Below are 22478 nucleotides of genomic sequence, written 5' to 3'. Positions count from 1 at the left end.
ATTACATTAATTCGTTGGCGCCCCGGTAGGCTCTGGAATTTTAAGACTACTTGTAGGGCTTTGCTCTGTACTGCTTTCCGATTTACCCTTACTATCCGTACTGCTTTCAGTGGTAGTGCCAGAATCTGTTTTGGTATCGGAAGATGTTGTATCTTTTGATTCTGTAGCATTTGGATTTGTAGAAGTATCTTTGTCTGTTGAAGACCCTTCAGAAGATGTAGATTCTGTACTGTCTGTTGCTCCATCTTTTGGTGTGGTGGCTTCAACTGAAGTCGCTGGATCTTCTTCTGTATCATCGACTCCTGTGACTGTTGCTCGAGCAGATTTAAGTGTAAGTGTTACAGATCGTCTACCACTACTAGAAGACTCTACCTGTTCAGATACATATCCTTCGCCTGTCGCTGTTACTTCTACTTTCATCAACGATAAGATTTGCAGAGCATCCCGCAACGATTCACCTTTTAGATCAGGAATACTCATTTTGGTTGGATCTTCTGTCATCAAATAAATGGTTTGTCCGCCTGTCATAGCTGCTCCACTAGCTGGATACTGTTTGACGACTTTTGTACCTGATCCTACTGTTGTATAGGAAATACCATCTGCAAGCAATTTTTTCTTCGCATCTGCAAGCATTTTACCTGTTAGTGTAGGAGCAGTATAGGAAGCCATTAGTTTTTTAGAATCCACTTCTGCTTTAGGTTTTTTTTCACCATCGTCAAAGACTTTAGAAATACCCATATAAGGCAACACTTGACTCACGATTTTTTTAAATACCGGAGCTGCTGCTGTACCTCCGCCTAGCTTCGAATCTGACGGTTGGTCAATCACTACGATCATAGCGATCTTAGGATCATTAGCAGGTGCAAATCCTACAAAAGATACCACTTGCTTCGTATAATCATACTTACCATTGATAACTTTAATAGCAGTACCTGTTTTACCTGCAACACGATAACCATCAATATAAGCATGACGACCTGTTCCAATTTCCTGATCCGAAACGACCTGTTCCAGATAACCACGTACTTTCTCAGAAGTTAACGGGTCAACGACTTGACGAACGACTTTAGTCTGTGTATTTTCAGTGACTCCTGTATTGGGATCAGTGATCGATTTGACTAGATGTGGTGTTAATAATTTCCCACCATTGGCTACCGCAGAAATAGCGGCTAACTGTTGAATCGGTGTCACCTGTACTAATCCATGTCCGTAAGCAGCAGTTGCTACTTCTGTCGGAATATTAGGATGGAAAGTAATAGCACCTTTAGCTTCACCAGGCAATTCGATGCCTGTCTGTTCACCAAATCCAAACGAATCAATATATTTACGCAAACGTTCTGCACCAAGCATCTTATAACCAAGGTTAACAAAAGCTACATTACTTGAACGCTTCAGACCTTCTAAGTAACTAATCGTTCCCCATCCACTATGATTCAAGTCATGCAGTGTTGTACCTCCTACTTGAATAGAACCTGATTGATAAGTAGCATTAGGATTGAATAAATTTTCTTGTACTGCTCCAGAAAGAGTAACAATCTTAAATGTAGAACCTGGTTCATAGATCGCTTTGACAGCCAGATTACGGAAATCTTTAGGATCGGTAACTTCATTAAACTTATTAGGATTAAAAGTTGGCATATTTGCCATACCTAGAATTTCCATCGTATTAGGATCTGCTGCAATCACTGTAATACTTTCAGGTTTCAATTGTTCATAAGCATCTTTCATAGCTTGTTCAATATAATACTGAATTGTCTCATCAATCGTTAACGTCAGATTATCTCCATCTTTAGCAGGAGTATAGACATCTTTGGAATCTGGTAATTTATCTCCTTGTTTATCACGAAGATATTGAATATGACCATCTGTCCCTTTAAGCTTTTCATCATAATATGCTTCAATTCCCGCAACAGCATTGCCATCTTTGTTCGTATAACCAATAACATGAGCCGCTAATTCGTTTTTAGGATAAAAGCGTTTGGAATCAGCGCTTAAATACACACCAACATCCCATTTTTGACCAGTTTTTTCTTTTAGTTGTTTGATAAAAGCATTGATTTGATCAGCTTTTTCTTGATCGATTAGACGACCACCTGAATTGAGCTCACGCCAAGTACGAAGTTGACCGATATTATCTCCACTGGTCAATACAGAAGTGGCTTGCTTTTCAATTTCTGTTTCATCGGTGCCTAAAATAGCGTGAAGCTGGCTTACAACATCACTTTTAATCCCATACTCAGCGATGATTTTAGGATTAAGAGCAACATTATAAGCCGGAGCATCCATTGCTAGATCATTACCATTACGGTCTGTAATCGTACCACGCTTAGCTGAAATATCACTGTTAGCTGTCCATTGTTTAATAGCTTTGTCAGTCCAGTTACCTGTTTGAACCACTTGTAGCCAGAATACTTTAATAATCAGTACAGCAAAAAAGAGGGTAATACATCCCCCTATAAATAAAGTACGAAGTTTTATTCTCTTATTCACTGTTGTTTCCCCCGTTTTACTTGCCTTGTGTCTCATCCGTCGTCGAGGTTGTTGCTTCTGTTCCCTTTACCCGAGATACTTGGATCGGAGCCGTATCCGTAGGCTCTATGTAACCTAGAGCAGTGGCACGTTCAACAATTTGATCTTGTAACGAATATTTGCGAATTTCGTTTTGTGTCGTTTGCTTTTTAATACTTGCCGTTTCACTATCCATACTTTGAATATTTTTATTCACTTCATAGATATGTGCATATTGAAAAACAATTACACTTGCTACTGTCGCACAAAAAATGATAGTCATCAAATAAAGCAGCTTTTCTTTCGTTGGAAGTGCGCTACGACGTAGGACTACCTTTGTAGTCTCACGATATCGTCGAGCAGCTTTTTCAGCCGATTGTTCTTTGACAGCTAGATTGCCGCGCGTATAAGCCATTGATCCGTCTCCTCTAAATTAAGTTTTCGTTTGTTTTTCCACCTTTTCGGCAACACGCAATTTAGCCGATCTTGCACGCGAATTCTCTTCCAATTCTTCTTCCGAAGGAAGGATTGGTTTGCGATTAATCAATTTCAGTTCTCCACCAGTACTAACATAGACTGGAAAACCAGGTGGTGAGACGTTTTTTTCCACGTATTCTGCAAAAATTTGTTTGCAAATACGGTCTTCTAAAGAATGAAACGTGATAACCGCTGCTCTTCCCCCAGGCGTTAGACAACGTACTGCTTGATGAAGAGCTTCTTCAAAAGCACCTAATTCATCATTTACAGCAATACGAAGTGCTTGAAAACTCCGTTTCGCAGGATGTCCCCCTGTTCTTCTTGCTGCTGCTGGAATGCCTTCTTTGACAAGTTCAGCCAGTTCCCCCGTTGTTTCGATCGGCTGGATACTTCGCTTGGCAACAATGACTTTAGCAATCCGTCTTGAAAATTTTTCTTCACCATATCGATATAAAATGCGGGCGATTTCTTCTTCCGGCCAGGTATTCACTATAGTTTTGGCTGTGAGTTCGGCAGATTGATCCATTCTCATATCCAAAGTTGCATCATGGTTATAGCTGAATCCTCTGTCACCGTCGTCGAATTGAGGTGAAGAAACGCCAAGATCGAACAAAATGCCATCTACTTGCGGAACTCCATCTTTGACCGGTACTCCTGCTGCCAATAGCGACTCTTCCAATTGACGGAAATTGCTTTTGATCAACGTTACTCGATCTTCATAAGGTGCAAGTACTATTTTCGCATTGGCAAGTGCCGTATCATCTTGATCAAAAGCTATTAGTCTTCCGCCTGCTCCAAGTTCAGCAGCAATAACTGAACTATGACCAGCTCCCCCGAGTGTGCAGTCAACGTAAATACCATCAGGCTTAACCTGAAGTGCTTTTGTCGCTTCTTCTTTTAATACTGTGATGTGATGAAACAAGATGTAAACCTCCCGGACGATTACAGGTCGAAATCAAAATCAACCAGCTTTTCTGCAATTTCATTAAAAGATTGTTCAGAAGTATCATAATACTCTGACCATGTTTCTTTACTCCAAATCTCTACCCGATTCGAAACGCCAATAATAACACACTCTTTTTCGAGTTTGGCATACTGCCGTAAATTTCCCGGCAGATTGACTCTGCCCTGCTTATCCCATTCCACTTCGGTTGCACCGGAGAAGAAAAAACGACTAAATGCACGGGCATCCGCTTTCATCAGCGGTAGAGATTTGAGCTTTTGCTCAAGGAGGGACCACTCCTCCATAGGATAGACGAATAGACAATGATCCAATCCGCGGGTGACTACAAACGAAGTTCCGAGTTTTTCACGAAATTTGGAGGGAATAATAATCCGACCTTTTTCATCAATGCTATGTTGAAATTCTCCCATAAACATTGACGTTTCACTCCTCTTAACCATAGTCTCCCACTTTGTCCCACTATCCACCACTACCATAAGCATAATAGATTCGACGCAGAAAATCAAAATCCTTTTTTAATATCATTTTTTTTTAGAAAAATACTGAAAAATTTTATTTTATGTAAATCAGCCAATTCATTTGCAAAAATAGGCATAAAAAAGAACTGATTTCTCTTTATCGGAAAAATCAGTTCTTTTTGTTATGCATGAGTAACTTTTATTTTATTTTTTAAATATATTGAGATTGCTTGCAGATTACGACCAGCTATCTAAATATAATTTTTGTTCTTCAGTCAATGTATCAATATGAATACCTAGACTTTCTAGTTTAAATCGTGCCACTTGTTCATCCAGTTCATAAGGGACACTGATTACTCCTGCTTCCAACTGCTCATAGTGTTCGCTTACATAACGAAGACCTACGGCTTGTAAAGCAAAAGTCATATCCATAATTTCAACAGGATGACCATCTGCTGCTCCCAAGTTAACCAGACGACCTTCTGCAAGAAGATAAATACGGCGTCCATCAGTCAATTTGTATTCTTCAATATTTTTGCGAACTGTACGAATCGATTGAGAACGAGCTGCTAGATCAGGCTTATTCGCTTCAACGTCAAAATGTCCAGCATTTGCAATCACAGCGCCATCTTTCATCACGTCATAGTGCTCGCCTGCAATAACACTTTTATTTCCTGTTACTGTAATAAAGAAGTCACCATGCTTGGCGGCTTCATTCATCGGCATCACACCAAAGCCGTCCATATGTGCTTCTACCGCCTTGATTGGATCAACCTCGGTTACGATAACATTAGCACCCAAACCTTTAGCACGCATCGCTATACCTTTACCACACCAGCCATAACCTACTACTACAACTGTTTTACCTGCGATAATTAAGTTGGTTGTACGAATAATACCATCAAAAGCGGATTGTCCTGTTCCATAACGGTTATCAAATAAATGCTTACAATACGCATCATTTACAGCAACCATCGGAATTTTCAAAGTTCCTTCTTTTTGTAAAGCTTTTAAGCGGATGATTCCAGTTGTGGTTTCTTCTGCTCCACCACGAATTGTTGATAATAGATCAGGACGTTCTCCATACAAAAATGTAATCAGATCGCCACCATCATCAATAATCAGATCAGGCTTCGCTTCTAACGCTTTTAAGTTTAAGCTTTTATATTCTTCAACACCTGGATTATATTTTGCAAATACAGTAATACCGTCTTCTACCAAAGCTGCACATACATCATCTTGTGTAGACAAGGGATTGCTACCTGTAATAGTGACATTAGCTCCACCGGCTTGGATAACTTTAGCCAAATAAGCAGTTTTAGCCTCCAAGTGCAAACAGATCGTTACATTCAAACCTTTGAAAGGCAAATCTCTTTCAAATTCTGCTCGAATACGATTTAATACCGGCATATGAGAAGATGCCCAATCAATTTTAAGATGTCCCTCAGGAGCAAGTGCCATATCGGCAACAATACTTGCTTGAATAGATGATGTCATTGTACAGTTCTCCTTTGTTAGTTGGAATAGATAACCTATTTTTATAAATAAACAAGACGATGCGAACCGTTAAAATCAGGCTCAAGGGTTAACAATTGATCGATCCAGCGCTCTCCGTAACGTCCAAGATAGTAATAGCTGTTGATCGTACGTTCTTGCGGCTTGCCAAACGGATACAACGCATACGCGATTCGATCCAAACGTTGTAATCCTGTCTGATGTTGACGTGCTATCGCATTTTGACTTTTGCGGTACAAATAATCAATTTGCAAATCAATCTTATGCTGAGTCGTTTCTCCGAGATGCGGTAATGAAGGATCGATCTCATGCAAAGAGTCTACAAAAGGCGCATACAATTGTTGAAATTGCTCGCGGAATGTAGTGAATCTTTTTTCTAAATGATAATCTTCTTGCTCACTTAACCAGGTCTGACGAATATCATCAAAGCGTTGTCTGACATCATCAAATGTTAATTGATACTGTTGCATCAAAATTTTAACTTTTTCTTCCACCATTGTAAATAACATTCTAGGAACAATCGGAGGCATTTGTAGATTCAAGACAGGAAATGCTTGTTTTGTTAACGCCCAATATGCAATCTCGCCTGTTCCCAAAATGGTACTAAGTACAGGGAACAATGAATCCTGCATCAAAGGACGTGTTAATACATTGTTGCTAAACCGTTCTGGATATTGTTCTAACAACTGTAACAACTCTTGTTTAGTAAAAACAACTAATCCTTTACGATCTGTAAACATCCCATTGCGTTTGAACAATAACAAACGTTCGTTGGTATATACTTCATCACTATGGATATAGAACAAATTAGCACTTTCTTCATCTACTGTTGCTTGTTCTTCATATCCATACTGTCTTACTTGCTCAGCAGCAGACATATATGCTTGAGTCAATTTATCATTATGTTCTATCAATTGACGAAATACTGGAATTTCTAAGCGACGAATAGCAGCATCATCTGAATCGATGAGTACCAATCCAAAACGGCCAAATAAAAGACCCAATTGTTCAGCAAATGCACTACTCAAATCTGTAGCATGCTCCATAATATTTCGCAATGTCTGTGTCCATTGATTTTTATTTTCAGTATCCGGTAACAGACTTTCAAATTGATTCAAAATATGTTCGGTATTCTGTTCATGAATAAATGTACGACTCACCGGTGAATGTCCACCACGTTCATGATCTAAGCGAATTTTGACAGCCGCTCCATCTTGATCAGGTAGATACGTATGATTCACTTCATCCCAGTCATGATCTTCACCTGCTATCCAGAATACAGGTACGATTGGACGTTGTAGGCGCTGCGATGCTTCACGCGCAGATGCTAACAATGTAATCACTTTGTAAATGACTAACAATGGGCCTGTAAATAGTCCGCTTTGTTGTCCACCTACCATCACAAGTGCTTCATCTGTTCGTAGTGTTGTTAAAGATTGCTGTACAGCTTCATGATTATTGTACTTACCGTTATATATGGTTAAGCAGTCAACTAAAGCTCCACGGTCGATTCGGGAGTCTTTACTCTGATCCAGCCATTCTGCACGTTTGATCCATGTTTGTGGATCAGAGACATTCATATTATACAAACTGCTTACCGATGCAAAATCATTGATGTACCGCTCAGCGAGCGGCTGATTCGCGGGTAGGCTCTCCGGAATCACATTCATGGGGTGAAGTCCTCCTCATCGCTATTGCTTTTGATTGTTACTAATCGTAACTTATTAAATCTTATTTGATTGTAACGAAGTTAGTACTGTTTAGTCAAAAGCTATTCTTAAAATATTTGAATATTTTTAGTAACAACCAAAAAACCGCCAGCAAATGGCGGTTTTTGATTTGAAAGTATAAATTAAGCAGAAGGTTGAGATACCCAGTGACCTTCAGATACTTCGATCAACTGAGAATTTTCTAAATTAAACGGATCTTTAGCTGCCAAAGTTGCTGCTGCTTCTTGAGAAGCCGCAAGATGTTCTTCAGGCAATAAGATTCTACGTTTATTTGCTTCCACTTCTGGATCAGGAATAGGAATCGCAGATAGCAAAGTTTTGGTGTAAGGATGTAGAGGATTAGCATACAGTTCTTCACTTTCAGCTAATTCTACAATTTTACCCATATACATAACCGCTACACGGTCACTGATATGTTTTACCATGGATAAATCATGCGCAATAAACAAATAAGTCAATCCAAGACGTTGTTGTAGTTCTTCTAGCAATTTAACAATCTGTGCTTGAATCGATACGTCCAAAGCAGACAATGGCTCATCACAGATAATAAATTTAGGATCTACAGCAAGTGCACGCGCAATCCCGATACGTTGTCTTTGACCACCGGAGAATTCATGCGGATAACGAAGAGCATGACTTGGGTTCAAGCCTACCATATCCAGCAATTCTTCTACACGTTTTTTACGTTCAGCACGGCTATTCACCAGACCATGAATATCTAGAGACTCACCGATAATGTCCATAATATTAAAACGAGGGTTCAAAGAAGCATACGGATCTTGGAAGATCATTTGCATATCTTTACGCATGTTTTTCATTTTGCGTGGAGACAGATCATAAATGTCTGTTCCGTTAAACTTCACACTTCCACCGGTAGGTTCGTATAAACGAAGAATCGTACGACCTGTTGTTGATTTACCACAACCAGATTCTCCTACAACCCCAAGTGTCTCACCTTCGTAGATGTTGAAGCTAATGTCATTAACCGCTTTAAGGATATTACCTTTACCTAGATTAAAATGCTGTTTCAATCCTTTTACTTCAACCAACGGTTTACGTGGGTCTAGATTAAGTTTAGCAGATGCTAATTTTGGTTTTTTAGGCTCATCCAAACGTGGCAATGCATTAAGCAAACGTTGTGTATATGGATGTTGAGGGTTTTTGAAAATTTCAGCAGTTGTTCCTGTTTCAACAACATCGCCTTCTTTCATAACAACCACGCGATCACACATACCTGCTACTACACCAAGGTCATGGGTAATCAAAATGATTGAAGTACCCAATTTTTGTTGCATATCTTTCATCAGATCAAGGATCTGAGCTTGAATCGTTACGTCTAGTGCTGTTGTAGGCTCATCCGCAATTAGCAATGATGGACGACAAGCTAGAGCGATTGCAATCATCGCACGTTGGCGCATACCACCAGAGAATTGGTGAGGATATTGATTAAAACGAACATCAGAATTTTTGATACCAACCAGTCGTAACATTTCAAGCGCACTTTCTTTAGCTTGAGCAGAAGACATATTTTGATGTTTACGCAATACTTCTGTAATTTGTTTACCTACTTTGATTGTTGGATTCAAGGAAGTCATCGGATCTTGGAAAATCATGCCGATATCTTTACCACGAATTGCTTCCATTTGTTTATCCGTTTTAGCAAGTAGACTTTGACCTAGGAATTCAATCTCTCCACTTTTGATCTTAGAAGGCGGAGAAGGAATCAGACGCATAATTGTTTGAGCTGTTACACTCTTACCACTACCGGATTCCCCAACAATACCTAGCGTTTCGCCTTTGCCAATTTCAAAATTGACATCTTTTACCGCATCAAATTCACCAGCACGCGTTTGAAAGGATACGCTTAAATTCTTTACTGTTAAGATTTTCTCCACTTGTTCCACCTCCTATAGATTTTATTTTCTCAATTTTGGATCCAAAGCGTCTCTAAGACCGTCGCCTAGCAAGTTAAATGCAAGCATTGTCAAACAGATTAGAGCAGCCGGGAACCACATACGCCAAGGATACAAATTCCATCCTGTTAATGCATCATTGATCATAGAACCCAATGAAGCGACAGGAGCCTGTACACCTAGACCCAAGAAACTCAAAAATGCTTCAGAGAAGATAGCACTTGGTACAGAAAGAGTTACAGTAACAATAATAGGACCCAAAGCATTAGGCAAAAGATGTTTGAACAATTGACGTCCAGCACCTGCACCCATAGAACGAGCTGCTAATACGAAGTCTCTACTTTTCAGTTGCATAATTTCACCACGAACAATCCAGGACATCGTAATCCAACCTGTTACAGTCAAAGCAACGATAATTGTTCCCAAACCTGGCTCAAATACAACCAACAATAGAATAACAACTAGCAAGTAAGGAATAGAATAAAGAATTTCGGAAAATTTGTTCATAATGTTATCTACACGGCCACCGAAGTAACCCATGATTCCACCATAAATAATACCGATAATTAAGTCAATTGCTGCTGCTGCCAAACCTACGATAAGAGAGATTCGTGCACCCATCCAGGTACGAACCCACATATCACGTCCAAGGTTATCTGTACCAAACCAGTGAACTCCAGAAGGTGGCTTATTGGTATTCATCAAATCATTAGAGTAATAGTTAAAAGCAGAGATCATTGGTCCAACGATCGAAGCGATAATAATAAGAATCAAAGTACCCAAGCTAAACATAGCTACTTTATTGCCTTTTAAACGAATCCAAGCATCCTGCCATAAAGAGATACTTTCCTGTTGCAGTGCGATTGGTTCGCCGACCACATCTGTAGTCGCATTTTGATTGTTTTTGTTTCCGCTAGCTGACAACGTTTAGCTCCCCTTCCGACCTGATAATTTGATCCGCGGATCTACCAGCACATATAAAATATCTGTAACAAAACGAGCAAGCATCAACAACACACCATAGAAAATAGTTACGCCCATAATCATTGTATAATCACGGTTAGTAATACTATCTACGAATACTCTACCAATACCGCCGATACCGAAGATTTGCTCGATAACAACAGAACCCGTTACGATATTTGCAGTCATAGGACCTACATACGTAACTACTGGAAGAATACCATTACGTACAACGTGTCTAGTCATAATAGTAAAACCATTTAGACCTTTTGCTTTAGCTGTTTTGATATAATCTGCATTCAATACTTCTAGCATACTTGAACGAGTTAATCGTGCTATAAATGCAATCGGTTGAACAGCAAGTGCTATAACTGGAAGTACAAAGTCACTTGGTTCATTAAAGCCCATAACATCAAACCAACCTAGTTTTAACGCAAAAATATACTGGATCAATGTTGCCAATACAAAACTCGGAACAGCGATACCTAATACAGCAATAATCATAGCTATATTATCAATTAATTTGCGATGGTAAAGTGCAGCGATTAATCCCAATACAATACCCGCTACAATCGAAATAATAATAGCGAAAATACCGATTTGTAATGAAGGTGAGAATGTATCAGCGATACGTTGTGTAACCTCCTGATTTTGGTATTTCATCGAAATCCCCAAATCACCTTTAACTAAATTTCCTAGGTACTGTAAATACTGTTCAGCAATTGGTTTATTTAATCCATACTGCTCCATTAGACGTTCTTTGATTTGAGGCTGTACATTTTTTTCTGACATAAACGGATTACCAGGTATAGCTTTCATCAGGAAAAATGTAGCTGATGCCAAAATGAACAATGATAACAGCATATACAAAAATTTACTGGCGATATAACGAACCATTTCCCCAAGAACCTCCTTTATCACATTTTCTAGTTTATTGAATATGTTTAAAAACAGCTCGTCATTATTCAACAACTTTTTCATTTTAAAACTTCATCTAATAGATAACAAGTAGAACTTGAAATTATCATGTTTAGAATAGCAATATATGGAAAAATGATAAACACGCAAAAACGGGATATATATGGATGGAGAATCCACACATACATATCCCGCTGCAATCATTAAACCGAAATCTTACTTAATTATTGGAAATAAGCACGAGTAAAGTCAATTGCACCACTAAAGTCTACAAATATACCTTTAAGATTTGGTTTAACCAATGAAACGCTAGTGTAGTAATAGATTGGCATCATAGCCATATCATCTTGCACTAGAATTTTTTCTGCTTTAGACATATCATCCATACGTTTAGCATTATCTTGAGTTGCTTGCGCATCTTTCAACAATTTGTCATATTCAGGATTGCTGTATTTTGCATCATTGTTGCCATTACCAGTCATCCACATATCCAAGAAAGTCATAGGATCGTTATAATCCGCTGTCCAACCTGCACGTGCGATTTGGTAGTTACCACTTTGACGATTATCCAAGAACACGCTCCACTCTTGGTTTTGTGTTTTAACACTTACACCAAGATTGTTTTTCCACATATCAGCAATTGCCAAAGCAATTTTTTGGTGAGCTTCACTAGAGTTGTAAATCAAAGTAATTTCAGGAAGAGTAGTATAACCTTCTTCTTTCATACCTTCAGCTAGCAATTGTTTAGCTTTAGCAGCATCTTCTGTGAAGTAGCTATCTTTGTACTCTGTACGGAATTCTTCGTTGTTACCTTTGATTCCTGGTGGTACATAACCATAAGCTGGAATTTGTCCACCCAATGTTACATTGTCTACAATCGCTTGACGGTTGATCGCCATAGAGAATGCTTGACGGATTTTCAAGTTGTTAAATGGTTTTTCTTTAACGTTAAACAAGTAGTAGTACGTACTTGCAATACCTTTAGCTTGGAATTGATCTGGGTATTGTTGTTTTGCAGCTGGAATTTGGTCTGTTGGAATTTCACCAGTAGGTGCTCCAGCATAATCCAATTGTCCACTTTGGTAACTTGAGAACTCAGTAGCTCCAGAGTTAACCAATGAAGAAGTGATTGTATTTAATTTAATACTAGAAGCATCCCAATACTTAGCATTTTTTGTCCAAGCCAATTCTTGACCTGTTGTCCAAGTTGTTAAGTTGAATGCACCGTTAGTAATCATTGTATCCGCTTTAGAAGCCCATTGTGGGTTAGCTTCTACATTCTTTTGATTAACAGGGTAGTACGTGTAGAAAGAAGTCAATCCCAACCAGTAAGAAGTTGGATTAGCCAAAGTCACTTCTAGTGTTTTGTCATCTACGACTTTAACACCAACATCAGCGAAATCTTTAACTTTTCCTTCGTTGAATTCTTGTCCATTTTTGATGTAATAAAGTTGGTAAGCGTACTCAGATGCTGGAGTTGTTTTTGGGCTTAGAACGCGTTCCCAAGCATAAGCGAAATCTTTAGCTGTTACAGGTTCGCCGTTACTCCATTGTGCATTATCACGAAGATGGAAAGTATATTTCAATCCGTCTTCAGAAACATCCCATTTTTCAGCAACGCCTGGAACAGGATTACCATCTGTACCTGGACGTGTAAGACCTTCATACATTAGTCTCAAGGCAGTGTTTGTTTGACTATCTTTTGCCTGAGCTGGATCAAACGTTGGAGGCTCAGCGCTCATGTTAATGTGTAAGTCTTGAGCTGCTGCTGTAGTGCCATCTCCTGATTCTCCACTTGTTCCTGTGTTGCTAGAACCGCTGCCGCAAGCTGCAAGCAAAGTTCCGAACGCCATGACAAGCGCCATAAGTACTAACCAACTTTTTCTCTTCATCTAGCAGTTTCCCCCTAAAAAATGTGGTATATGCTTTTAAATTATACAACCAGTGGTCAAAAAAATCTATAACTTATATTTAAAAAATCATCTTTTTTTCGTTATTTTATATAAAACTGTCACATTTAAGCGTATATTATGCTTCACGTCACGGTCGAATACCTAACATCAAGCAAATATATTCCATTTTTCGACAAAATTATTGTGTTATGTATTGCAGAATACCAGTAATCAATAAAGCAATGTAACCTATACTCAACAATAAAAAAGAAACACGCCAAACGGCACGAAATAGTCGTTTGTAGTCCACTTTTCCTTTTAATCGGTTTTGTGCACCACCAATTAGACCAATCCCTAACAATAAAATCAATAAGAAAATATAGAATCCTGTTTTGGTATTGAATGTATTATTGAACAAAGCGGCTACAGAAATATATAAAAAAGGAGTGGTTACATCCATAGCCATACCTATCGCTGGTTTCTTTTCTTTCCCTTTTAGCCTATTGATCACATATGTTAATACAAATGGAATAAATGGAACTAGACTTAAAAAGATAAACCCGTTCAATAATAATCCCAAAAATACCCCCATCAATTATCCTCCTGTCTATTCATAGCCTCAACTAAATGGTATACCCAGTAATTTGCTGGTGTAGCTATACCGTAATCTTGGCCCATTTTAATAATACTACCATTAATCCACTCTATTTCTGTTGTTTTACCTTGTAATACATCTGCAAGCATAGATGATGTATTGGTAGATGTAGCACGACATACTTCTAAAATCTCTTCCCACCATAAAGAAGAACTCTCTATTCCTGCGGCTTGATATACTTCAATAACTTCATTATACAATTGCTGCATTACAAATAGTCTCTGTTCAGAAACAAGTAATTCACCATTCATTATCCGCCAAATCGCTGTTAATGGATTGATTACAGCATTTATAATAAGCTTCCGATATATATCTTTATCGATATTATTCGACAACCAAATATCAAATCCTGCTTGTTGTAGTTCGTTTAGCAAAGGTTGTATTAATAGTTGCTCTTCTTTATCTATTGATTTGGTCTTATTACCTACTCTAGCACTAGAAAGATTACTTAGACTACCTATAACCGTTTTTCCTATACCGGTATGATGGACTTCGTTTATAGACATTCTTTTAGCACCTTCTGTGGTAATTGCTGCATAAACCTGCCATGGTGAAGGCCATAAACTATCGGTTCGTACTCCATTTTGTAGGCAGATTATACGAGTATGTTGCCCTACTCGTTGCTGAATTTTACCAACTAAATCTGCTGTTATATCTTTCTGCTTAACCGTGACTAATATATAATCCGCTTTGGGTATATGAGAGTAATTATTTAATTCATCGATTGCATAAGCATTCTGTGTAGCAGACGGAATCCATAATTGTGGTTCACTATGATGATCTATAGTAGATGTTTGGATCGTTATACCTTGTTGATTCATAATAGATGCTTGTTCTGCGGTACGTGTCCACAAATGAATAATAGCTGAAGAATCATTACTTATTAATTTGCTATAAAAAAGTAATCCTATAGCTCCTGCTCCAAAAATATCAATAATCAATTTTGTAACCTCCATGCATTTTAAAATAGGTATAATTAGACTCATATTCAACAGTAATACGTACGATGCTATAATAATGATAGATTATGCATTACTCGGAATAATATTGTAAAAAATTGCGCTTAGATATCCAAGCGCTAAGGAGGGGCGATCTATGAAATACTTATATTCGGTTAAAATCGTCTGCTTCTGTTTGACTTTAGCTCTAACTTCGCAGTGTTTGCTCTCTTCGGCGCAAGCACAAGCATTAGAAGCACCACCACAATTAGACGAAGCAACACGACAGTTATTAGAAAATAGTCTATCTGTGAATGAATTAGATCAAGAAATCAAACGGATTACAGATCAGCAACATGTAGCTCAAACGAAATATACTCAATTAGAAAAAAGTTTGACTCATCAAGAAAAGCTATTGTCACAAGCAAGACATCAAGCAGATTCTGTGCTTGTTTCTTATTATACAGGAGAAAGAGATGATTTTTGGGCTCTTTTTTTATCTACAGGTAGTCTATCGGGAATGATCGCTTTTTACGATTACTATCGAATGATTATTGATCATGACCAGTTGCTATTAAGTGATTATCAAGAGCAGTATACACAACTTACACAACAAAAAAATGAGTTATATGCTACAGCAACAGAATTAGGAGAGATTAGCAGTAATTTATCTAATCAGCGTATACGTGTAGCTAATTTGCAACAATCGATTCATCAAAGTCTTGCTACAAGTTCTAATCCTGAGATTGCTCGTCAATTAATGAATGAAATGAACGAGTATTGGAAAAATATTGGACTGTATGAAGTCAAAAAATATTTCAGAGCTATTGCTATATCGATGCAACAGTTCCCGGATTACTTGAAATCACAGCCCGGAGCGATCCAGATTAGTGGAACACATTACACCATCTCGATTGATGAGCAACAACTGAATCAATTTTTACATGTACAAGGACAGTTACCAGAATCATTTCAATTCAAATTTGCACAAAATCAATTGAGTATCCATGGCAAAGAAGGCAATTTAGATTTGGATATTACAGGTCATTACGAAATCGTGAATCAGCCTCAAAATGCAATCCAATTTTATGTAGACAAGCTTGTTTTTAATGGTCTGCAATTGCCTGATACTACCTGCCGGATGCTTGAAAACGAATTTGATCTTGGTTTTTATCCACAACAAATTATAGCTTATTTAAAAGCTACTGCTGTAACTACAGAACCACAACTCATGAAAATTCAGCTAGAGCTATCATTGAATTAATCGGCTAACATGTATGTACTGGATAGGCTAGATGTGAAAGGATTTTGTATATGATTAACGAAGCTGATATTTTAAAGCTATTCCAACTCTATACCGACATGGCTAGAGAATTATGTGCTTCTATGCAACAAGTGATTCCCGATCATCAAAAATCTTTGTTATCGAAGCCACTTACATCTACTAATTTCGAATGGTTGTTTGATCTTATTTATGATGTAGAGCCAACCGAGGAATTTGTGTTTTATTCGGGTATGCAATGGACATGGCATTGGCACGGTGAACATTGCTTATTCGAAAGTGAGCAAGGAACAATGATCGAAGCCAATATCTCGAATACAGACTTTGTAGATATCGCTTTTTTTAATCATTTTATCCAAAGTTATGATGGTGCTCAGTATGTATTACAGTCTATCGATCATCTGGATTTTAACTTTACTGCTAGTTTATTTGATCAATTCGCTGAAAAGAATATTTTACATCAGCAAAATGGTACTGAATTTACTCTAGTGAATCCTTCAGATCATTAAGCCATATATTTACGAGTATAGTAATAGATAATAAACAAAGACTCTACTGTGCTACTAATGCACAGTAGAGTCTTTGTTATAAAATAATAATGACGTTACAACAAATCAGCAGCCAGTTGAGCCAGTTTGGAACGTTCTCCTTTTTCCAGCGTAATATGACCACTGATTCCTTCTTGTTTGAAATGCTCTACGACATGCGTTAATCCATTGCTGATTGAATCGAGATAAGGATGATCTATTTGATCGGGATCGCCGACCAGCACAATTTTACTGCCTTCACCTACACGCGATACAATCGTTTTGACTTCATGACGGGATAGATTCTGAGCTTCATCAATAATAATAAATTGACCCGGAATAGAACGTCCACGAATATACGTTAATGCTTCAACCTGAATACTACCCAGTCCCATCAAAATTTTATCGATATCGCCTGCTTTTTTGGTATCAAATAAAAACTCTAAATTATCGTAAATTGGTTGCATCCATGGACGCAATTTTTCATCTTTCTCTCCAGGTAAATAACCAATATCTTTACCCATAGGCACAACAGGTCTTGCAATGAGTAGCTTTTTATATTTTTGTTCATCTTCTACTTTGGACAATGCAGCCGCTAAAGCCAGTAACGTTTTACCTGTTCCTGCTTTACCTGTAATTGTGACTAACGGAATATCATCATTTAGTAACAATTCTAGTGCCATTCTTTGCTGTGCATTACGAGCAGCGATTCCCCAGATTGGATCATTGCTCAAAAATAAAGGTTCCAATTTGGTGGCATCTGCATTTACTTTAAGCAATGCAGATTTGGCACTACCCAATTCATCTTTTAAGATCACAAACTCATTGGCATAAAAAGAATGTTTGATATTTAGAGATTGGATAGGTAAATAGCGGTTACTATAAAATTCATCAATTACTGCAGGATGTACTGTTAAGGTACTATATCCTGTATACATTTCATTAGGATCAGCCGCTCGATCAGAAAGATAATCTTCTGTATTAACACCCAATACATCTGCTTTGACTCTAACCAATACGTCTTTACTCACCAGCACGACTTGCGAGCGAGACAGTTGACTTGCTTCTTTTTCCTGTTCTTCTAATTCATAGTTCAATGCTACTGCCAAAATGCGATTATCGTTCGAAATTTCTCCAAACATATCTTGTACTTTAGCAAAGCTACGATGATTTAATTCTACACGTAACGTACCACCATTTTCTAAGTGGACTCCGTCATGTAAATATCCCGATTCTCTTAATGAATCAAGAGAACGTGAGATACTGCGGGCATTCCGTCCAATTTCATCTGCATTTCGCTTTTTAGAATCAATTTCTTCGAGTACGACTGCGGGTATAATAACATCATTTTCTTCGAAAGCAAAAATGGCATTTGGATCATGAAGAAGCACATTGGTATCCAGTACAAAAATCTTTTTCATCGAGAGTTCCCCCTTGAGTAGAAAGTCTTATGATCTCTGATGCCATTTACTTTATGGATAACTATGCTTATCCCTTCTTGATCAGCCAAGCCTCACCCTCCTCTTAATACACAAAAACCAGACGCTACATAGCATCCGGTTTTTTTATAAGATCATACACGTATAGACATACTCTATCAGACACCAGGGTACATAACAGTATAGAGCCTCTCCGGCACATACGTTCAACATATAGCATACGATCAAGCAACATGGATTCCTGCATCATCGAGACCTCCAATCACTGGCATGAATATACTGGTGTTTCTTCATTATAGCATAGGTCAAATTCATTTCAAATCTATAATCTGCTGACCCTTATTCGCTGTCTATATGCAAAAAAAAGAGCCTTCGCCTGAGCGAAAACTCTATCATTTATTTCTACATTATAGTTCACTTTATTTATTACAAAATGAATATTATTGACTCGGTTTGCTTGTACTTGCTGGCTGATCAAATTGATCCGTATGCGTAGCTGTACCTGCTAATTCATCTTGTAGTGCTTTTTTAGCATTCGCTAACTCTGTTTCATTAATGTAGACATAAGGACTTTTCCAATCACCTGTTACTGGCATGTATTTGATATTCTGTTTCGGAATATCCCAATAGGTTGTCAGTAAGTTTTTAAATTGTTCGCCTTCAATATCGGTTTCCATATTTTTATCTACAGATTCGATAATAGAGCCCAATTTAGTCACACCGCTAAACGATTGAATTTTGTCTACAACAGCATTCAATACTTGATTTTGGCGTTGGTTACGGCTAAAGTCATCTGATCCTTGTGTACGAGGACTACAATTTGATTTACGGTAACGTACATAATCTAGAGAGTTTGCACCATTTAGATGTTGTTGACCGGTAGACAAATTAATATTTGTACCATCTGCTTTATCTACATAACACATTTTCATATCTACATTGATATCAATACCACCTACTGAATCGACAACATCCCGGAAACCCTGGAAGTTCAACACAGTTGTATACTCTACATCTACACCCAAATATTTACCAAGCAATGTTTTCATTTCACTCATCGCTAGATCTGTACCATCTTTTTTATCTTTCGCATAAAACTTCGGATAATAAGAGTTCAGTTTATTGGGAATATAACCTTCGAGTTGTAGGTACGTATCACGCGGCAAAGAAACAATCGTGGCTGATTTGGTATCTGGATTCAGTGTAGCTACCATAACAACGTCTGTTAATCGTGTTCCTGTTTCTTGACGATAATCAGTTCCCAAAAGTGCCATCGTAATCGGTTTTACTTTTGCTGATTTTTCAGGAGCGACAGGTTGACTAATAACAGTACCGCCACTATCTTTTGGACCTACACCATTAAACATACCTTGAACCTGATAAAATAAATATCCTGCATAAGCCATAACCCCTACAATTGCCAAAAGAATAACGATCAGCAAAATCTGCATAAATCGTTTAAAGCCACTGGCCTTTTTCTTTTGCTTTTTTTTGGGATTAGGAGTACCGGATTTTTGTGTTTTGGATTTGGTTCCTGCACGCGGCGGAAGCCCACCTGTTGTCGTACTCATTGCTCTCAACACCTGTTCCATCATTTTAGATAATGAAGTTATAGTCTTCAATTATGTTGCCTTATCATACGTTCAGCTTATGCATCTTAGTATGTAGTGGCATGTACTGTTGTCATCCGGTCAATACGAGATTGACCGGATATCCAAACAGTATTTAACCTGTTGAAACAGGTACTTAAGCGCAGTGGTCTATCCAACAATATATGATATTACGATTGCATTGCAGATTTACGTTGTTTTTCCGCACGTTCGCGCTCACTCTTATTCAAAATCTTTTTACGCATACGAATTGATTTTGGAGTGATTTCACAATACTCATCTTCGTTCAAATATTCCAAAGCTTGCTCTAAAGAGAAGCTACGAGGAGTTTTCATTTTAACTGTATCGTCTTTTGTTGCAGAACGAACGTTAGTTAATTGTTTTTCTTTACAAATGTTAACAACGATATCGTTATCACGAGTATGCTCACCAACGATCATACCTTCGTAAATTTCAGCACCTGGCTCAAGGAACAAAGTACCGCGATCTTCAACAGACAAGATACCGTACAAAGTTGAAGAACCACTTTCACTTGAAACCAATACGCCTTCATGACGTCCGCCTACTTGACCAGCAGCAACTGGACCATAGCTATCGAATGAATGGTTCATAATTCCGTAACCTTTAGTCAATGTTAAGAAGTATGTTCCGTATCCGATCAAACCACGAGCAGGAATCAAGAATTCTAAACGAACTTGACCACTACCATTGTTAATCATATTTACCATTTCAGCTTTACGTGAACCCAAGCTCTCCATAACTGCGCCCATGCTTTCTTCAGGCAAATCAATTAGTAGATGCTCGATAGGCTCCATACGTTTACCATCGATTTCGCGTACGATAACTTCTGGTTTGGATACTTGCAGTTCGTAACCTTCACGACGCATGTTTTCGATCAAGATACCAAGGTGAAGTTCACCACGACCAGATACGATATAAGCATCAGGGCTATCTGTTTCGTCTACACGTAGACTTACGTCTGTTTCTAATTCTTTGAACAAACGGTCACGAAGACGACGGGAAGTTACCCATTTTCCTTCGCGTCCAGCAAATGGACTGTTATTTACAAGGAAAGTCATTTGCAATGTAGGCTCATCAATTTTAAGAACCGGCAATGCTTCTGGGTTTTGTGGATCAGCAATCGTTTCACCGATGTTGATGTCTTTAATACCAGCGATAGCAATAATATCACCAGCACCAGCTTCTTCGATCTCAATACGTTTTAGACCTTGGAAACCAAACAACTTCTCAATACGAGCTGTTTTCTTTTGGCCTTCACGGTTAATAACTGTTACTGATTGACCTTGACGGATAACACCACGGTTAACACGACCTACCGCAATACGACCCAAATATTCGTTATAGTCCATCAATGTAACCAAGAATTGCAATGGCTCATCGATTTTCTCTTTTGGTGAAGGGATATGTTCGATAATTGTTTCGTACATAGCTTGCATCGTTTCGTCTTGTTTTTCTGGATCAAGACTAGACGTACCATTCAAAGCAGAAGCGTAAACAACCGGGAATTCCAATTGCTCGTCACTTGCGCCAAGCTCAATAAATAGATCTAATACTTCATCAATAACTTCTGTAGGACGAGCAGCAGGACGGTCAATTTTGTTTACGACAACAGTAGGAGTCAAATTTTGCTCCAATGCTTTACGCAATACAAATTTAGTCTGAGGCATACAACCTTCATAAGCATCAACAATAAGAAGTACTCCGTCTACCATTTTCATGATACGTTCTACTTCACCACCAAAGTCGGCGTGACCCGGTGTATCCACGATATTGATTAAATAGTCTTTATACGTAATAGCTGTATTTTTTGCAAGAATCGTAATACCGCGTTCACGCTCCAGATCATTGGAATCCATCGCACGCTCCTGTAAAGTCTCGTGATCCCGGAAAATACCTGACTGTTGCAACAATTTGTCCACTAGCGTTGTTTTACCATGGTCAACGTGGGCAATGATTGCGATATTGCGAATTTGTTCTCTTGATTGCATAAATTTCTCCAAATCCTCTCCATAAAAGGAGCGTCGGTCAACTAAGCCGACGCTCTACTATTTGTTAACACAGTGTTCAAAAAATCGGCATCCATAATCTTGCTTATTATAATTATACGTCATTGTTGCTATAAATCAAGCAAATTCGCATTTTATTACCAACCTGTTTTTGAATTACTCCGGCTAGCTAGTATCCATAATCCAGATAAGATCAACAGTAGCGCAATAAAATAAAAAGCAAAATTTCCTAATAAACTAAAAATAAGCAGAATTACTGATAACCAAGTAAGTGCAATTGAAGCAAAACCAACGTTGCGTGATACTGGTGAGGCTGCACATACATAATACTCATACATTCCTATAGAGACTCCCAAAATAAGCACAGGCCATAGATGTCCCATAAGCCACCATCCCCAAGTATTGCAAAGGAAGAATAAGGCTCCATATACTGTAAGTATTCCAGCCGGAATCAATACAATAGCAGGTGCACTACGGCTAAAATACAGTAATTGTAATATAATACCTGGCAAAAGAATCGCCAGTGGCCAGAAAATATGACCAATAAAACTGAATACGCCCAATTTGCCAAGTAGGATAATCAAACCTGCACATACAATAAACAGTCCGATTAACCCTTGATTACGATTGGTCATTCCAGCTTCCTCCTTCATCGATCTGTC

At 38.2% G+C, this 22478-nt stretch carries 18 protein-coding genes; 2 read left to right on the top strand and 16 right to left on the bottom strand.

Annotated elements, in window-relative coordinates; genetic code table 11:
- Window positions 1-6 precede the first annotated feature (6 nt).
- The 12 genes from PQ460_RS07620 to PQ460_RS07565 form a co-directional block, all read right to left on the bottom strand.
- Complete coding sequence (locus PQ460_RS07620) at window positions 7-2490, bottom strand: penicillin-binding transpeptidase domain-containing protein (RefSeq protein WP_274172255.1); 2484 nt, start codon at window positions 2488-2490, stop codon at window positions 7-9.
- Window positions 2491-2506: 16 nt separating this feature from the next.
- The gene (locus tag PQ460_RS07615) at window positions 2507-2923 is read right to left on the bottom strand and encodes a hypothetical protein (protein ID WP_273613087.1); all 417 of its coding nucleotides are present in this window, start codon (window positions 2921-2923) and stop codon (window positions 2507-2509) included.
- A gap of 18 nt (window positions 2924-2941) precedes the next feature.
- A complete protein-coding gene (gene rsmH / locus PQ460_RS07610; RefSeq protein ID WP_273613088.1) occupies window positions 2942-3907 on the bottom strand; it encodes a 16S rRNA (cytosine(1402)-N(4))-methyltransferase RsmH in 966 nt (321 codons plus the stop codon).
- A gap of 20 nt (window positions 3908-3927) precedes the next feature.
- Window positions 3928-4365 carry a division/cell wall cluster transcriptional repressor MraZ gene (gene mraZ / locus PQ460_RS07605; protein WP_274172254.1) on the bottom strand — a complete coding sequence of 146 codons (438 nt, stop codon included), beginning with the start codon at window positions 4363-4365 and terminating at the stop codon, window positions 3928-3930.
- A gap of 279 nt (window positions 4366-4644) precedes the next feature.
- The gene (locus tag PQ460_RS07600) at window positions 4645-5904 is read right to left on the bottom strand and encodes an adenosylhomocysteinase (protein ID WP_274172253.1); all 1260 of its coding nucleotides are present in this window, start codon (window positions 5902-5904) and stop codon (window positions 4645-4647) included.
- A 41-nt stretch (window positions 5905-5945) separates the two neighbouring features.
- Window positions 5946-7592 (bottom strand): bacillithiol biosynthesis cysteine-adding enzyme BshC, encoded by a 1647-nt coding sequence (gene bshC, locus PQ460_RS07595; RefSeq protein ID WP_274172252.1) that lies wholly within the window; start codon window positions 7590-7592, stop codon window positions 5946-5948.
- A 182-nt stretch (window positions 7593-7774) separates the two neighbouring features.
- Complete coding sequence (locus tag PQ460_RS07590; protein WP_204823264.1) at window positions 7775-9547, bottom strand: ABC transporter ATP-binding protein; 1773 nt, start codon at window positions 9545-9547, stop codon at window positions 7775-7777.
- Between the two features lie 21 nt (window positions 9548-9568).
- Entirely contained in the window at window positions 9569-10444 is an 876-nt protein-coding gene (locus PQ460_RS07585) for an ABC transporter permease (protein ID WP_273616336.1), read from the bottom strand.
- Window positions 10445-10492: 48 nt separating this feature from the next.
- Entirely contained in the window at window positions 10493-11425 is a 933-nt protein-coding gene (locus tag PQ460_RS07580; protein ID WP_274172251.1) for an ABC transporter permease, read from the bottom strand.
- A 245-nt stretch (window positions 11426-11670) separates the two neighbouring features.
- Window positions 11671-13338: a peptide ABC transporter substrate-binding protein gene (locus PQ460_RS07575; protein WP_273613092.1), complete on the bottom strand. Its 1668-nt coding sequence runs from the start codon at window positions 13336-13338 to the stop codon at window positions 11671-11673.
- A 199-nt stretch (window positions 13339-13537) separates the two neighbouring features.
- Entirely contained in the window at window positions 13538-13930 is a 393-nt protein-coding gene (locus tag PQ460_RS07570; RefSeq protein ID WP_273613093.1) for a DUF3397 domain-containing protein, read from the bottom strand.
- The gene (locus tag PQ460_RS07565; protein WP_274172250.1) at window positions 13930-14934 is read right to left on the bottom strand and encodes a ketopantoate reductase family protein; all 1005 of its coding nucleotides are present in this window, start codon (window positions 14932-14934) and stop codon (window positions 13930-13932) included. Before PQ460_RS07565 ends, PQ460_RS07570 begins: the two co-directional genes overlap by 1 nt.
- A 154-nt stretch (window positions 14935-15088) precedes the next feature.
- On the opposite strand from PQ460_RS07565, the gene PQ460_RS07560 reads away from it, so the two are divergent.
- The gene (locus PQ460_RS07560; RefSeq protein ID WP_273613095.1) at window positions 15089-16195 is read left to right on the top strand and encodes a hypothetical protein; all 1107 of its coding nucleotides are present in this window, start codon (window positions 15089-15091) and stop codon (window positions 16193-16195) included.
- A gap of 50 nt (window positions 16196-16245) precedes the next feature.
- On the top strand, window positions 16246-16722 hold the full coding sequence (locus PQ460_RS07555; protein WP_274172249.1) for a DUF6896 domain-containing protein: 477 nt from the start codon (window positions 16246-16248) through the stop codon (window positions 16720-16722).
- 95 nt (window positions 16723-16817) lie between these two features.
- Here PQ460_RS07555 and PQ460_RS07550 read toward each other — a convergent pair whose 3' ends face one another.
- The 4 genes from PQ460_RS07550 to PQ460_RS07535 all read right to left on the bottom strand — a co-directional run bounded on the left by PQ460_RS07550 (window position 16818) and on the right by PQ460_RS07535 (window position 22451).
- Complete coding sequence (locus PQ460_RS07550) at window positions 16818-18161, bottom strand: PhoH family protein (protein ID WP_274172248.1); 1344 nt, start codon at window positions 18159-18161, stop codon at window positions 16818-16820.
- A gap of 458 nt (window positions 18162-18619) precedes the next feature.
- Window positions 18620-19750, bottom strand: a complete 1131-nt coding sequence (locus PQ460_RS07545; protein WP_274172247.1) for an LCP family protein — start codon at window positions 19748-19750, stop codon at window positions 18620-18622.
- 209 nt (window positions 19751-19959) lie between these two features.
- On the bottom strand, window positions 19960-21798 hold the full coding sequence (typA, locus tag PQ460_RS07540; protein WP_273613099.1) for a translational GTPase TypA: 1839 nt from the start codon (window positions 21796-21798) through the stop codon (window positions 19960-19962).
- Between the two features lie 155 nt (window positions 21799-21953).
- Window positions 21954-22451, bottom strand: coding sequence for a hypothetical protein (locus tag PQ460_RS07535; protein WP_273613100.1), 498 nt, complete (start codon window positions 22449-22451; stop codon window positions 21954-21956).
- Window positions 22452-22478: the final 27 nt, after the last annotated feature.

Source organism: Paenibacillus sp. KACC 21273 (assembly GCF_028736095.1).
GTDB lineage: Bacteria > Bacillota > Bacilli > Paenibacillales > Paenibacillaceae > Saccharibacillus > Saccharibacillus kyungheensis.
The sequence above is the reverse complement of the archived record's forward strand: the minus strand, read 5'-3'. Positions and strand labels throughout refer to the sequence as shown.